At 74.2% G+C, this 12,990-nt stretch carries 13 protein-coding genes; 8 read left to right on the top strand and 5 right to left on the bottom strand.

What is annotated here, in order from left to right:
- Window positions 1-4: 4 nt before the first annotated feature.
- The 8 genes from rsmD (at window position 5) to GXB85_RS06425 (ending at window position 4,925) form a co-directional block, all read left to right on the top strand.
- Entirely contained in the window at window positions 5-577 is a 573-nt protein-coding gene (rsmD, locus tag GXB85_RS06460; RefSeq protein WP_161916821.1) for a 16S rRNA (guanine(966)-N(2))-methyltransferase RsmD, read from the top strand.
- Entirely contained in the window at window positions 574-1,068 is a 495-nt protein-coding gene (coaD, locus tag GXB85_RS06455; protein ID WP_161916820.1) for a pantetheine-phosphate adenylyltransferase, read from the top strand. Before rsmD ends, coaD begins: the two co-directional genes overlap by 4 nt.
- Complete coding sequence (locus tag GXB85_RS06450; RefSeq protein ID WP_237728042.1) at window positions 1,065-1,589, top strand: hypothetical protein; 525 nt, start codon at window positions 1,065-1,067, stop codon at window positions 1,587-1,589. The genes coaD and GXB85_RS06450 overlap by 4 nt, the downstream gene beginning before the upstream one ends.
- A gap of 258 nt (window positions 1,590-1,847) precedes the next feature.
- Entirely contained in the window at window positions 1,848-2,354 is a 507-nt protein-coding gene (locus GXB85_RS06445; RefSeq protein WP_161916923.1) for a DUF177 domain-containing protein, read from the top strand.
- 2 nt (window positions 2,355-2,356) lie between these two features.
- Window positions 2,357-2,554, top strand: a complete 198-nt coding sequence (gene rpmF / locus GXB85_RS06440; RefSeq protein ID WP_161916819.1) for a 50S ribosomal protein L32 — start codon at window positions 2,357-2,359, stop codon at window positions 2,552-2,554.
- Window positions 2,555-2,557: 3 nt separating this feature from the next.
- Entirely contained in the window at window positions 2,558-3,295 is a 738-nt protein-coding gene (gene rnc / locus GXB85_RS06435) for a ribonuclease III (protein WP_161916818.1), read from the top strand.
- A 1-nt stretch (window position 3,296) separates the two neighbouring features.
- Complete coding sequence (mutM, locus tag GXB85_RS06430) at window positions 3,297-4,241, top strand: bifunctional DNA-formamidopyrimidine glycosylase/DNA-(apurinic or apyrimidinic site) lyase (RefSeq protein WP_161916817.1); 945 nt, start codon at window positions 3,297-3,299, stop codon at window positions 4,239-4,241.
- Between the two features lie 60 nt (window positions 4,242-4,301).
- Window positions 4,302-4,925 (top strand): response regulator transcription factor, encoded by a 624-nt coding sequence (locus tag GXB85_RS06425; RefSeq protein WP_161916922.1) that lies wholly within the window; start codon window positions 4,302-4,304, stop codon window positions 4,923-4,925.
- 6 nt (window positions 4,926-4,931) lie between these two features.
- Here GXB85_RS06425 and GXB85_RS06420 read toward each other — a convergent pair whose 3' ends face one another.
- The 5 genes from GXB85_RS06420 to GXB85_RS06400 are packed head-to-tail and all read right to left on the bottom strand — an operon-like array spanning window position 4,932 to window position 12,629.
- Window positions 4,932-6,626 (bottom strand): GAF domain-containing sensor histidine kinase, encoded by a 1,695-nt coding sequence (locus GXB85_RS06420; protein ID WP_237728041.1) that lies wholly within the window; start codon window positions 6,624-6,626, stop codon window positions 4,932-4,934.
- Complete coding sequence (gene cydC, locus GXB85_RS06415) at window positions 6,623-8,425, bottom strand: thiol reductant ABC exporter subunit CydC (protein ID WP_161916815.1); 1,803 nt, start codon at window positions 8,423-8,425, stop codon at window positions 6,623-6,625. The genes GXB85_RS06420 and cydC overlap by 4 nt, the downstream gene beginning before the upstream one ends.
- Window positions 8,418-10,103: a thiol reductant ABC exporter subunit CydD gene (gene cydD, locus GXB85_RS06410; RefSeq protein ID WP_161916814.1), complete on the bottom strand. Its 1,686-nt coding sequence runs from the start codon at window positions 10,101-10,103 to the stop codon at window positions 8,418-8,420. The genes cydC and cydD overlap by 8 nt, the downstream gene beginning before the upstream one ends.
- On the bottom strand, window positions 10,100-11,119 hold the full coding sequence (cydB, locus tag GXB85_RS06405; protein WP_161916813.1) for a cytochrome d ubiquinol oxidase subunit II: 1,020 nt from the start codon (window positions 11,117-11,119) through the stop codon (window positions 10,100-10,102). The genes cydD and cydB overlap by 4 nt, the downstream gene beginning before the upstream one ends.
- 10 nt (window positions 11,120-11,129) lie before the next feature.
- Window positions 11,130-12,629 carry a cytochrome ubiquinol oxidase subunit I gene (locus GXB85_RS06400; RefSeq protein WP_161916812.1) on the bottom strand — a complete coding sequence of 500 codons (1,500 nt, stop codon included), beginning with the start codon at window positions 12,627-12,629 and terminating at the stop codon, window positions 11,130-11,132.
- Window positions 12,630-12,990 lie beyond the last annotated feature (361 nt).

The following is a 12,990-nucleotide window of genomic DNA, read 5'->3' as shown; positions in this document are numbered from 1 at the left end:
CGCGGTGACCAGGATCGTGGCCGGGGTCGCCGGCGGTCGGGGCCTCGCGGTGCCGCCGCGGGGGACGCGCCCGACGAGCGACCGCGTCCGCGAGGCGCTCTTCTCCCGGCTCGAGCACGCCGACGCGCTCGACGACGCCGTCGTGCTCGACCTGTTCGCGGGGTCCGGAGCCCTGGGGCTCGAGGCCGCGAGTCGCGGCGCGCGGACGGTCGAGCTCGTCGAGGCGGCGCGCGCCGCGGCCGCCGTGTGCCGACGCAACGTCGCGGCCCTCGGGCTCGACGGAGTCGTCGTCGTGCCCGACAAGGTGCTGGCCCACCTGCGGCGGCGCACGGGGGACCCGGTGGACCTCGCCGTGCTCGACCCGCCCTACGACCTCGGCGAGGACGACCTCGCCGAGGTGCTCGAGGTGCTCGTCACCCAGCTCGCGCAGGACGCGCTGGTCGTCGTCGAGCGCTCGAGCCGCAGCCCCGAGCCGCGCTGGCCCGCGGGGCTGCGTCGCGACGGCGACCGACGGTACGGCGAGACCGTGCTGCACTTCGCGACGTGGACCGGGAGCGGTCCTACAGTGGCCGGGTGAGCACCGCCGTCTGCCCGGGGTCGTTCGACCCGATCACCCTCGGCCACCTCGACGTCGTCCGGCGAGGTGCCGCCCTGTTCGACGAGGTGGTGGTCGCCGTCGCGAGCAACAGCGCGAAGCAGCCGCTCCTCGACGTCGATGAGCGGGTCGAGCTCGCCGCCCGCGCGGTCGCGGACCTGCCCAACGTGCGTGTCGCGCCCGTCACCGGCCTGCTGGTCGACTTCTGCCGCGACGCCGGTGCCGACGTGCTCCTCAAAGGGCTGCGTGGCGGGTCCGACCTCGACGCGGAGCTGCCGATGGCGCTCATGAACCGGCACCTCACGGGCGTCGAGACCGTCTTCCTGCCCGCGGGCCGCACCGTGCTGCACATCGCGAGCTCGCTGGTCAAGGACGTCGCGCGGCACGGGGGAGAGATCGACGACCTGGTGCCGCCCGGCGTGGGCGACGCGGTGCGTGCCGCGCTCGCCGCGAGGGGAGGGACGAGGCCATGAGCGAGTCGCACGAGCCCGTGGGCCGGGCCGGCGAGCGGGCCGGCGCCCACGAGCCACGGGAAGGGCTGACCGGCGTGCTGGGGGCCCTCGAGGACGCCGTCGGCCACGGCAGGGCCATGCCGATGTCGTCCTCGGTGCTCGTCAACCGCGCCGAGCTCCTCGACCTGCTCGCCCAGGCCCGCGAGATGCTCCCGGCGCAGCTCGCGGGTGCCGACGAGGTGCTCGCCCGGGCGGACGAGGTGCTCGCCCGTGCGGCCCGCCAGGCCGACGACGTGCTCGCCACCGCGCGGGCACGCGCCGAGGAGCTCGTCGCGCACGAGCAGGTGGTGCATGCCGCGCGCGTGCGCGCGGACGAGGTCGTCGCAGCGGCCGAGCGCGAGGCCGAGCGCCTGCGCCGTGAGGCTGACGACTACTGCGACCGTAGGCTCGCGGACTTCGAGATCGACCTCGGGAAGGTGATCGCGCAGGTCCAGGCAGGCCGGGCCAAGCTCGCGGGGCGCCTCGAGGGCCCCGAGGGCTGAGCGGCGCCGGGTCGGCAGCGGGTCTTCAGCGGGTTGGCCTCGTGTCGGCGCTGCGTCGGCACTGCGTCGGCACTGCGTCGGCGCTGCGGCGTTTGGGGGCGGTCCCGGCGATGCCGTAGCATTGCCCGTTGGTCCTGCCGCTCGCGGCGCGGACCGAGATCCCTCGACGCCGGAACCACTGCGGAGCCTGCCATCACTGCCGACCCCCCGTCGCCGTTCGTGCTCGATGTCCACGAGCTCGGTCGACGCCCCGGGACGATGCGTGAGGTGCGACGCACCGTGCCTGCACCGGAGGACCTCGGTACCGCCGTGATCGGCGTCCCCACCGGGAGCGACCTCGAGCTCGACCTGAGGCTCGAGGCGGTCATGGAGGGGATCCTGGTCTCCGGAAGCGTCCGGGGCCGGGCCGTCGGGGAGTGCGTGCGCTGCCTGGAGGAGGTCGTCGAGGACGTCGACGCACCCGTCCAGGAGCTCTACGTCTACCCTGAGCGCGCCCGTGCCGCGGTCGAGGACGGGGACGACGAGGAGGAGATCCGCGAGCTCGACGGCGACCTGGTCGACGTCGAGCCCGTGGTCCGGGACGCGGTGGTGCCCGCACTGCCGTTCCGCCCGGTCTGCTCGCCGGACTGCCCGGGTCTGTGCCCGCAGTGCGGTGCACGCCTCGCGGACCCGGAGAACGCGGACCACTCGCATGAGGTGCTGGACCCCCGGTGGGCTGAGCTCGACCGGATCAAGGACGTGTTGGACGACAGGAAAGAGAGCTAGCCGTGGCTGTTCCGAAGCGCAAGATGTCGCGCAGCAACACCCGTGCGCGTCGGTCGCAGTGGAAGACGACTGCCGCGACCCTCACCACGTGCCCCCGGTGCCAGGCGCAGACGCGCCCGCACCAGGCCTGCCCGTCGTGCGGCGCGTACAAGGGTCGTCAGTACGCCGAGGCGCTGCGCACCGAGCACGAGTCGCACTGACCCGTGCGTGACGCAGGCCCGTCCGCGACACCGCCTGCCCAGCTCGTCGAGAAGCTCGGGGTCCACCTGGACCCCGAGCTTCTCGTGCTGTCCCTGACCCATCGGTCGTTCGCGCACGAGGCCGGAGGCATCCCCACGAACGAACGCCTCGAGTTCCTGGGCGACACGGTGCTGGGTCTCGTCGTGACCGAGACGCTCTACCGCCGTCACCCCGAGCTGTCGGAGGGCGAGCTCGCGAAGATGCGTGCGGCAACCGTGTCGCAGCGTTCCCTCGCCGCGATCGCGCGCGAGCTCGACCTCGGCGCCTACCTGCTGCTGGGCAAGGGCGAGCTCGCGACCGGTGGCCGGGACAAGGACTCGATCCTGTCCGACACGCTCGAGGCGCTGTTCGGCGCCGTGTACCTGACGCACGGTCTCGAGCCGGCGCGGGAGGTCGTCGCACGGCTGGTCGAGGACACGCTCGCCAACGCGGCGGACCTGGGTGCCGGCCTGGACTGGAAGACGTCGCTCCAGGAGCTCACGGCCCGTCTGGGGCGCGGCGTGCCCGAGTACCGGTGCGAGGGCGAGGGACCGGACCACGCGCGCACCTTCACCGCGCAGATCGTCCTCGACGGGGACGTCGTCGGCACCGGGACCGGCACGGCCAAGAAGGTCGCGGAGCAGGAGGCCGCGGCCGACGCCTACCGTGCCCTGCAGGAGGCCGCGGGGGCGCCCGTCGGCCCGGTGGCCACCGAGGGCTGACGTGCCCGAGCTCCCCGAGGTCGAGACCGTCCGGGACGGCCTCGCGCGGCACCTGGTCGGCGCACGGGTGCGCGACGTCGAGGTGCGTCGTGACTCGAGCGTGCGCCGCCACGAGGGCGGCGCCGCCGACTTCCGTGGCCGGCTCGAGGGCCGCACGCTCACGGCCGCCGTCCGGCGCGGCAAGTTCCTCTGGCTCGTCCTGGACGACGCGGCGCAGGACGACGCGCTCATGGCGCACCTGGGCATGAGCGGTCAGCTGCTCGTGCGCGGACGCGCCGCATCCCCGGTCGGGCACCCGCACCTGCGCGCCAGGATCCACCTGGACGAGGGGCCGGTCGCGAGCCTCGACTTCGTGGACCAGCGCACGTTCGGCCACCTCGCGGTGACCGACCTCGTGCCCACCGCCGACGGCGCCCCGGGTGGGCACGGCTCCGGGCTCGCGGCCGTGCCGACGCCGGTCGCCCACATCGCGCGTGACCTCCTCGACCCCCACCTCGACCGCGCGGCCCTCGTCCGCGGCCTGCGTCGACGTCGCACCGACGTCAAGCGCGCGCTCCTCGACCAGACGCTCGTGTCGGGGATCGGCAACATCTACGCCGACGAGGCCCTGTGGCGCGCCCGGCTGCACTTCGCACGGCAGACGGACAGGCTCCGCCCGAGCGACGTCGCCCGTCTCCTCGACGCCGCGGCAGACGTGATGCGCTCCGCCCTGCGTGTCGGCGGCACGAGCTTCGACGCGCTCTACGTCGACGTCAACGGCTCCTCGGGCTACTTCGACCGGGCCCTGGCGGTCTACGGGCAGCACGGGCGGCCCTGCCCGCGCTGCGGCACACCCGTGGTGCGCACGCCGTTCATGAACCGCTCGTCGTTCACGTGCCCCCGCTGCCAGCGGCGTCCGCCACGCCACGCGGCGCCGGGTTCGGCCCTGGGGGCGCGCGTTCCCTAGGATTGGCCCGTGGCAGCCAACGTCCCGCCCGCCGCGTCCGGGCACACTGACATCGCCGTGATGATCGTCGACGACCACGAGGTGGTCCGACGGGGGATCGCGGAGGTGATCGACCGCAGCGAGGGCATGGGGGTCATCGCCGAGGCCGGTTCGGTGGCCGAGGGGATCAGGCGCGCCAACCTCGTGCGCCCGCAGGTCATGCTCGTCGACCTGCAGATGCCCGACGGCACGGGGATCGACCTCATGACGGCCCTGCGAGAGACGCTCCCGGAGACCCGAGCGATCGTCCTCACGTCGTTCGACGACGACGACGCCCTCGCCGCGGCGCTGCAGGCAGGTGCGGCGGCGTACGTGCTCAAGACGGTGCGCGGTGCCGAGATCGCCGACGTGATCCGTCAGGTGGCGGCCGGTCGCACGCTGCTCGACGAGCGCACCGTGACCCGACGGCGTGCGGGCCACGACGACCCGACGTCCGAGCTCACGCCGAGCGAGCGCAAGGTCCTCGACCTCATCGGCGAGGGCATGTCGAACCGCGAGATCGCGGAGCGTCTGGGCGTCGCCGAGAAGACCGTGAAGAACCACATCACGTCGCTGCTGGCGAAGATGGGCCTGCAGCGACGCACCCAGGCCGCTGCCTGGGTCGCGGGCCACAAGCGCAGCGCCTGGCGTCCGAGCGAGGACTGAGCCGGCTCAGTGCGAACGCAGCGGTGCCTGCCAGGCGAGGAGGGTGCCGCGGCCCTCGGCGCTCGTGCCGAGCGTGAACGAGCCGCCGTGCCGGCGTGAACGGGCCGCGAGGTTGTCCGTGCCGGACCTGCGCTCGCGCGCGGGCGGCAGGCCCGCGCCGTCGTCCTCGACCTCGACGGTGATCCGTCCGTCCGGGGCCTCGCCCGTGAGGTCGACGCGCACCGCGACGGACGACGCCCGTGCGTGCCGTGCGGCGTTCGCTAGTCCCTCGCGCACCACGGCGACGACGTCGTCGGCCATGTCCTCGCCCACGCGGTCGTCGAGCGTCCCCGCGTCCCCCTCGAGGGCGTCGGCGGAGTCGAGGACCCGCCCGTCCACGGTCACGACCAGCGACGGCGCGAAACCGAGGCCCGTGCGCGCGAGGGAGGCCTCGCGGCGCAGGCGTTCCGCGAGGGGGGCTGCGGCGTCCGGGTCGCGCAGCGCGTGCACGATCGAGCGGATCTGGCGCACCGTCGAGTCGACGTTGTCGAGGGCGTCCTCGACGATCCCGGTGAGCTCGGACGGGTCGACGCCGCGGGCCGCTCGCCTGCGGACGGTCTCGAGCTGCATGCCCGTGGCGAAGAGCTGCTGGATCGCGAGGTCGTGCAGGTCGCGCGCGATCCGCTCGCGCTCGTCGAGCAGCGCGGCGACGTCCTGCGCGTGCCGCGCCTCGGCGAGCACGAGCGCGATCGCCGCCTGCCCGGCGTACGACTCGGCGGTCGTGAGGTCGCTCGGGTCGAACGGCGCCGAGCCCACCCGGCGCAGCAGGACGAGCACGCCCACGCCGCGGCCGTCGGCCTGCATCGGGGCGTAGAGCGCCGGGCCGAACTGCCGCATCGCCTCGACCCGCATCGCGCGGCTGCGCGACAGCGAGTCGACCACGAGGCCGTTGCCGTCACGCAGCACCGTGCGGGCGCGCCCGTCGGGCGGCATCACCGTGCCCAGCAGCTCGTCGGCGCCGACCCCGTCGACGATCTCCATGACCAGGGAGTCGCCCGTGCTCGGCAGCACGAGAGCGGCCGTGTCGGCGCGCGCGACCTCGCGGGACGACACCGCGATCTGCTGGAGCACGTCCTCCTCGTCGGCACCCGAGAGCAGCATCGTGGTGATCTGCTGGCCGGCCTGGAGCCAGCGCTCGCGGTGCTCGGCCTGCGCGAAGAGCTGGGCGTTCTGGATCGCCACCGCCGCGGCGGCCGCGAGGGTGAGCACCGCCTCGTCGTCCTCGTCCGTGAACCCGCCCGGCTTCTCCGACAGGTAGAGGTAGCCGAACACCCGGTCGCGCACGCGCACCGCGGTGCCGAGGAACGAACCCATGGGCGGGTGGTGCGGCGGGAAGCCACGGAACGTGGGGTGCTCCATGAGGTCGCCCAGCCGCAGGGTGCCGTGCGCGGGGATCGCCGCGAGCACGCCGATCGCGTGCGGGGGCCGACCGAGCAGCTGCGCGAGCTCGGGTGCGAGGCCGGTGTGGACGAACGTGGTCGACCGCCCGCGAGCGTCGAGCACGTTGATCGCGGCGTAGCGCGCACCCGTGAGGTCTGCCGAGGCCTGGACGAACCGCTGGAGGACGGTCGGCAGGTCGAGGTCGCTCGCGAGCCCGAGGGCGGCCTGCAGCAGGTCGGCCGCGGCGAGGGACCCGTCGTGGTGCTGACGGATCGATGTCATCGGGTCTCCTGGTGCACCTCGGTCTGCCATGCGGCGCGGTAGGCGTCGGCCGCGGGGGAGGCCAGCAGCTCGTCGTGGGTACCGCGTGCTCGCACGCTACCCGTCCGGTCCAGCAGGATCACCTCGCTCGCGCGCTCGAGGCCCGCGAGGCGGTGCGTGACGACCAGCACACCCCGTCCCGGGGTCAGCGAACCGTCGAGCAGGCCACGCAGCACGGCGCCGTCGACGTCGTCGAGGTGCTCGGTGGGCTCGTCGAGGAGGAGCAGCGGCGCCGGGGCGAGGAGTGCGCGGGCGACCAGCACGCGGCGCCTCTCGCCACCGGAGAGGCGTCGCGCGTCGGGGCCGAGGACCGTGTCGAGCCCCTCGGGCAGCCGCGCGAGCCACGGACCGAGCCCGACGGCGTCCAGGGTGGCGGCCGCCTCGTCGGGCGTCACGTCGCCGCGGGCCACGCGGAGGTTCTCGAGCACGGTCGTGTCGAAGACGTGGGCGTCCTCGGCCGTCATCGCGACGCCGCTGGCGGCCTCCGCACGTGTGAGGGCACCGACGTCCCGCCCGTCGAGCGTCACCGAGCCCGCCGCCGGGGGGAGCAGGCCGGCGAGCGTCAGCAGCACCGTCGTCTTCCCGGCTCCGCTCGGGCCGACCAGGGCGATCCGCCGCCCGGGGGCGATGTCGAGGTCGAGGCCCCGGACCACCGGCGGAGAGCCGGGCCAGGCGCAGGCGAGGCGTCGCGCCCTCAGCGTCTGCGCCCCCGTGCCGGACGCGCCCGACGGCGTGGCTCCGGGCGCCGTCGGGACGGATGCCGCGCGGACCGGCTCCGCCGCGGCGTCGAGCAGGTCGAGGATGCGGGCGGCCGCGTGGTGCGAACGCAGCACCTGGACGGCCGCGGCGGGCAGCAGAGCCGCACCCTCGAACGCCGCGAGCGGGGTGAGGACGACGACGGCGAGCTCGACCGGCGTGAGCGCTCCGGCGGCCGTGGCGGGGATGCCCAGCACGAGGGAGCCGAGCACGGCGAGACCCATCGCCGCCGTTCCCGTCGCAGCCGCCACCGCCGCGGGACGCGCACCCGCGTCGACCGCGCGCGCGACCTCGCGCTCGCGTCGAGCGAGAGTGTCGAGCAGAGGGTCGACCTGGCCCGCGACCGCGAGCTCGGCCCCGCCCTCGAGCGCGGTGAGCGTCAGCGCGTCCACCTCGGTGCGGGCGGCCCGCGCGCGCCGCTCGGTGCGACGTGCGGCGCGCACCGCCCACCACGGCGCGACGATGCCCGCGAGCAGCAGGCACAGGGCGAGCCACGCGCCGGCCGCGGGCAGCAGGACGCCGACGAGGACCGCGCTGCCGAGTCCCACCACGCCCGCGACCGCCGCGGGCAGCAGGCCGCGCACCACGACGTCGCCGACGGCGTCGACGTCGGCGCCCACGGTGCCGAGCAGGTCACCGCGACGGAGGGCGACGAGGGGCGCGGTGCGGCCGTCGGCCAGCCGGCGGTAGACCTCGGTGCGCAGGTGCGCCATGCCGCGCAGCGCGAGGTCGTGCGAGACGAGGCGCTCCAGGTACCGCAGCAGCCCGCGCGAGATGCCGAACGTCCGCACGGCGACGGCCGCGACGGACAGGTGCAGCACGGGCGGCATCTGCGACGCGCGCGCGATGAGCCACGCGGAGACGGCGGCGAGCGCGACGGCGCTGCCGAGGGCCCCCGCGCCGGTGAGGACCGCGAGGGCGACGCGGGGCCAGCGCACCCCGAGCAGGGCGATGGCGCGCACGAGGGGGTCCCGGCGCACGCGCGTGCGGAACGGCTCAGTCATCCCGACCCTCCTCGCGCGCGGGTTCCGTGGCCGAGGCGCCGACGGTCACCACGACGTCGGCGGTCGCGAGGAGCTCGCGGCGGTGGGCGACCAGCAGCACGGTGCGGCCCTGCCGTCGCAGCTCGTCGACCACCCGGTGCACGACGGCGGCGCCATCGTGGTCGAGGTGGGCCGACGGCTCGTCCAGCACCACGAGCTGCTCGTCGCCCAGGAGGGCGCGCGTGAGCGCGACGCGCTGGCGCTCACCGAGGCTCAGCCCTGCTCCGCCGTGGCCCAGCACGTGCGACCAGCCGTCCTCCCGCGCGGCGACCACCTCGTCGAGACCGGTCAGCCGGGCCGCCCGGGCACGCGCGTCCGGGGCCACCTCGCGGTCCGCGGCGACGGCTGCGGCGAGCGAGCCCGGCAGGAGAGTCGGGCGCTGCGGGACCCAGGCCGTCTGCGCCCACCAAGAGGTGCGGTCGACGTCGGCGAGGTCCACGGGAGGAGCGCCGGCCGGCTGCAGCACCACCCGGCCCTGGTCAGGGGTGAGCAGCCCGAGGACGACGAGCGCCGCGGTGGTCTTGCCGACGCCGTTGGGGCCGGCGAGCGCGACGACCGAGCCGGGCCGTACGTCGAGGTCGAGGCCCGCGGGCGCGAGCGCACCGCGTCCGGGCGCGACGACCCCCACCCCGGAGAGCGCCACGGACGTCGTCCGCAGGTCGGGCGCCGCGAGCGTGCCCGAGGGCGGTGTGGGGCGCTCGAGGAGGTCGAACGCCTGCTCGGCCGCCGCGACGCCGTCGGACGACGCGTGGAAGTGCGTGCCGACCTGCCGCACGGGTGCGAACACCTCGGGAGCCAGCACGAGGACGGTGAGGCCGGTCAGGAGGTCGAGGTCGCCGTGGACCAGACGGAACCCGACGCCGACGGCGACCAGTGCGACCGACAGCGTGGTCAGCAGCTCGAGCACCATGCCCGAGAGGAAGGCGACCCGGAGCGTGCTCATGGTCGCGCGCGCGTGCGCCTCGCCGAGCGCGCGGACACGTTCGGCGGGGCCTCGCTCGCGGCCGAACGCGCGCAGGGTGGGCAGGCCCGCGAGCAGGTCGAGCACCTGGTCACCCAGCCGCTGCAGCACCACGAGCCGCCGCTGGGCGTACGTCTGCGTCGCGACCCCGACGAGCCACATGAACACGGGTACGAGCGGGAGCGTGAACGCGATCGTGGCCGCCGCGATCCAGTCCAGCCCGAGCACGACGGCGAGCGTCGCCGGCGTGACCGTCGCGGCGAGCACGAGCTGGGGCAGGTACCGGACGAAGTACGGCTCGAGGGCGTCGAGACCGCGTGTCACGAGGGTCGCGAGGGCCGGGCCCTCGCCGTCGCGCCGCGGTCCCAGCGCGACGGCGTGCCGGAGCACCTGACCGCGCAGGTCGGCGATCGTCCGGTTCGCCGCGCGGTGCGCCCAGCGCTCCTGCAGCCCCACGGCCAGCGCGCGGGCCGCGACGACGAGGGCGAGCCAGCCGATCACCCCCGCGACGTCGCCCCAGGCCGCGGTGCCCTCGACCACCGGTGCGAGCGCGCGCGCGAGGAGCATCGCCTGGGCCACGACCAGCGCCGCGGTGAGGCCACCGAGCGCGGCCGTGAGCAGGACGTAGCGGCGGGCGTCGCGCGCGCGACGCAGCAGGCGCGGGTCGAGCGGCCTCACACCCGCTCGAACGTGAGGCCGGTGTGCTCGGGGATGTGGGCCGTCGAGATCCGCTTGCGGAACACCCAGTAGGTCCAGCCCTGGTAGAGCAGCACCACGGGTGTGAGGACCACGGCGACCCAGGTCATGACCGTGAGCGTGTACGGCGTCGACGACGCGTTGTCCACGGTGAGCGAGTTGGCCGGGTCGAGAGCGGGCATCACGTCGGGGTACATCGAGCCGAAGATGAGCACGACGGCGGCGACGATCGTCACGGCCGACGCGAGGAACGCCCGGCCCTCGCGGCGCAGCCGCGTCGTGACGACGAGGGCGGCGAGCCCGGCCGCGGCGACCGCGGTGGCGACCCACGTCCAGCCCACCGAGTACGCGACCTGGGTCCACACGGCGAACGCCCCGGCGACGCCCGCGGTGACCAGGGCGAGCCGCTGCGCGAGGGCGCCCGCGGCGTGCCGCATGTCGCCCTGGGTCTTGAGCGCGAGGAACACGGCCCCGTGGGTGAGGAAGATCAGGCCCGTGGTCGCGCCGCCGAGCAGGGCGTAGGGGTTGAGCAGGTCGAAGAACGTGCCCACGTACTGGTGGTCGGCGTCGAGGTGCACGCCCCGCACGAGGTTCCCGAACGCGACGCCCCACAGCACTGCGGGAACCCACGACCCCACGACGAGGGCGCGGTCGGCCCAGGCGCGCCACGCGGGGTCGTCGATCTTGCCGCGCCACTCGAACGCGACCACCCGCACGATGAGGGCGAGCAGGATCAGCAGCAGTGGCAGGTAGAACCCCGAGAACATCGTCGCGTACCACTCGGGGAACGCGGCGAAGGTCGCTCCACCCGCGGTGAGCAGCCACACCTCGTTGCCGTCCCAGACCGGGCCGATGGTGTTGATCATCAGACGGCGGTCCTTGTCGCCGCGGCCCAGCACGGGCAGCAGCATGCCGACGCCGAAGTCGAAGCCCTCGAGCACGAGGTAGCCGGTCCACAGCACGGCGATGAGGATGAACCAGACGGTCGACAGCTCCATGGTCGTCTCCTCAGTACGCGAAGGACAGCGGCCGGTCGGACGCGTCGTCGGGCTCGTCGGGGTGGTCCGGGCGCCGTCCGTTCGGCCCGTCGGGGCTCGGGTCGACCTCCGAGTCGGCCACGCCCTGCACCGCGTAGCGGCGGATCAGCCGGAACCAGATCACGCCCAGCACCCCGTAGATGACGGTGAAGGTGATCATCGACGCGAGCACGGCACCCGGGCCCACGGCGGTCGAGACCCCGCGAGCGGTGAGCATCCAGACGCCGTCGACGCCCGTCGGGTTGGGGTTGGGCACGACGACCCACGGCTGGCGACCCATCTCGGTGAAGATCCAGCCGAACGACGACGCGAGGAACGGCATGGGGATCGCCCAGATGCCGAGGCGCGCGAACCACACGTTGCCCGTGACACGCCCGCGGCGGGTCAGCCACAGCGCCGCGAGCGAGAGGGCGACGCTGCCCGCCGCGAGGCCGATCATCAGGCGGAAGCTCCAGTACGTGACCAGAAGGTTCGGGCGGTAGTCCACGCCCTCGCCGTACTCGGCCTCGTAGCGGGCCTGGAGGTCCTCGACGCCCTCGATCGGTGCGCTGAAGTCGCCGGTGGCCAGGTAGGAGGTCAGTCCGGGGATCTCGATGACGTGCGCGACGCCGTCGCAGCTGTTGCTGAGGTCGCCGATCGTGAGGATCGAGAACGACGCACCGTCCTCGCTCTCGCACAGCGCCTCGGCGGACGCCATCTTCATCGGCTGCTGGTCGAACATCAGCTTGGCCTGCCAGTCGCCGCTCGCGCCGATGCCGATCCCGGCGACGATCATCGTCACCACCCCGAGCATGACGGCGGGGCGGTACACGTCACGGGCTTCCTCGGCGCGACCCGCACGCACGAGCCGCACCATCCACCACGCGGCGATGCCCGCGACGAAGGTGCCGCCCGTCAGGAGTGCGGCCGTGATGGTGTGGGGGAAGGCGGCCAGCAGCGTCACGTTCGTCAGCACGGCGCCGATGTCCACCATCTCGGCGCGGCCGGTCTCGGTGTTGAACACGGCGCCCACGGGGTGCTGCATCCACGAGTTCGCCGCGAGGATGAAGTAGGCCGAGAGCGTCGTCGCGATCGCGACGGCCCAGATGCACGCGAGGTGGATGCGCTTGGGCAGCTTGTCCCAGCCGAAGATCCAGAGCCCCAGGAAGGTGGACTCGACGAAGAAGGCGGCGAGGGCCTCCATCGCGAGCGGCGCGCCGAACACGTCGCCGACGAACCGCGAGTACTCGCTCCAGTTCATCCCGAACTGGAACTCCTGGACGATGCCGGTCGCGACGCCGAGCGCGAAGTTGATGAGCAGGAGCTTGCCGAAGAACTTCGTCAGGCGCAGCCAGCGCTCGTTGCCCGTGCGTACCCATGCCGTCTGCATGATCGCGACGAGCGGGGACAGGCCGATGGTCAGCGGCACCAGGATGAAGTGGTACACCGTCGTGATGCCGAACTGCCACCGGGCCAGCTCGAGTGCCTCCACGCTCGCCTCCGGGGTTCTCGATGCGGGGTCCTCCGACGGTACGGAGCGGGTCATGGGACGTCTCTGGGACCTTGGTCCCGGTTTCGTGACGGCTCGTCACCTCCGCTCCCGTCGTGTCGCGTGGTCCGCGAGAGCCCCTGTGCGATACTGACGCCGGTGGTTGGGGTCGCCACACCGGCTCCCTCCGCCGACGACGTTCCGCTGGACGAGGTCCGCGGCTCGCCGCGCGCCGCCTCACCTCCCAGGTGACCGGCAGGCGCCGGTGCCGCCCGCCCGCCCAGGCAGACGACCCGACGACTTCCGTCGCGAGGTGCGCGCACCCGTGACGACCGAACCGCCCGCAGGCCGGCGAGTGTGGACG

It is taken from the genome of Cellulomonas sp. APG4, from assembly GCF_009996735.1.
Taxonomy (GTDB): domain Bacteria; phylum Actinomycetota; class Actinomycetes; order Actinomycetales; family Cellulomonadaceae; genus Actinotalea.
This window is presented reverse-complemented; position numbering and strand designations above follow the sequence as displayed.